Origin of the sequence: Streptomyces pilosus (genome assembly GCF_014649835.1) — a bacterium.
Taxonomy (GTDB): Bacteria; Actinomycetota; Actinomycetes; order Streptomycetales; family Streptomycetaceae; genus Streptomyces; species Streptomyces pilosus.
On record NZ_BMTU01000037.1, the window covers coordinates 1 to 1,284 of the forward strand.

Annotated in this window: 2 protein-coding genes; both read left to right on the forward strand. The window is 67.7% G+C overall.

Annotation, left to right across the window (positions count from 1 at the left end):
* On the forward strand, positions 1-458 hold a 458-nt coding region (locus IE118_RS33785), incomplete at its 5' end, for an alpha-glucosidase C-terminal domain-containing protein (RefSeq protein WP_189561924.1).
* Positions 455-1,284 (forward strand): alpha-amylase family glycosyl hydrolase (locus tag IE118_RS33790; protein WP_268248998.1); only part of this gene is annotated, 830 nt, incomplete at its 3' end. The genes IE118_RS33785 and IE118_RS33790, both read left to right, overlap by 4 nt.

Genomic DNA, 1,284 nt, shown 5'->3' on the forward strand with positions numbered 1-1,284 from the left:
GCAGCGAGGAATACCTCGACAGCGAGAAGTACCAGCTCCGCCCACGCGACTGGGACGCCGCCGAGCAGGAGGGGCGGTCCATCGGCCCCCTGATCACGAAGCTCAACGCCGCCCGCCGCGCGCACCCCGCGCTCCGCCGGCTCAGGAACCTGCGCTTCCACCGGACCGACAACGACTCCGTGATCGCCTACAGCAAGCGCAGCGGTGAGGACGTCGTGCTCGTGGTCGCCAACCTCGACCCGCATCACCCCCAGGAGGCCACGGTCTCGCTGGACATGCCGCAACTGGGCCTGGACTGGCACGAGTCGGTTCCGGTGCGCGACGAGCTCACCGGTGAGAGCTACCAGTGGGGCCGCGCCAACTACGTGCGGCTGGAGCCGGGGCGGGCTCCCGCACACGTCCTGCACGTCCAGCGACCGCCCGCCGCACAGCGAAACGGAGGGCGAGGAACGTCATGAGCGTGAACGAGCCGCTGCCGGACATGTTCGAGGACACACCGGCCAGGGACCGGGACCCGGACTGGTTCAAACGAGCCGTCTTCTACGAGGTCCTGGTCCGCTCCTTCCAGGACAGCAACGGCGACGGCATCGGCGACCTGAAGGGCCTGACCGCCAAACTCGACTACCTCCAGTGGCTCGGCGTCGACTGCCTCTGGCTGCCGCCGTTCTTCAAGTCACCGCTGCGTGACGGCGGTTACGACGTCGCCGACTACACCGCCGTCCTGCCCGACTTCGGCGACCTCGCCGACTTCGTGGAGTTCGTCGACGCGGCCCATCAACGCGGCATCCGCGTGATCATCGACTTCGTCATGAACCACACCAGCGACGAACACCCGTGGTTCCAGGAGTCCAGGACGGACCCCGACGGCCCCTACGGCGACTTCTACATGTGGGCCGACGACGACACCGGGTACCCGGACGCGCGGATCATCTTCGTCGACACCGAGGCCTCGAACTGGACCTTCGACCCGGTGCGCAAGCAGTACTTCTTCCACCGCTTCTTCTCCCACCAGCCGGACCTCAACTACGAGAACCCGCGCGTGCAGGAGGAGATCCTGGCGGCGCTGCGCTTCTGGCTGGACCTGGGCATCGACGGGTTCCGGCTGGACGCGGTGCCCTACCTGTACGCGGCCGAGGGCACCAACTGCGAGAACCTGCCCGCCTCGCACGCCTTCCTGAAGCGGGTGCGCAAGGAGATCGACGCCCAGTACCCGGACACCGTACTGCTGGCGGAGGCCAACCAGTGGCCGGAGGACGTCGTCGACTACTTCGGCGACTACGCCAC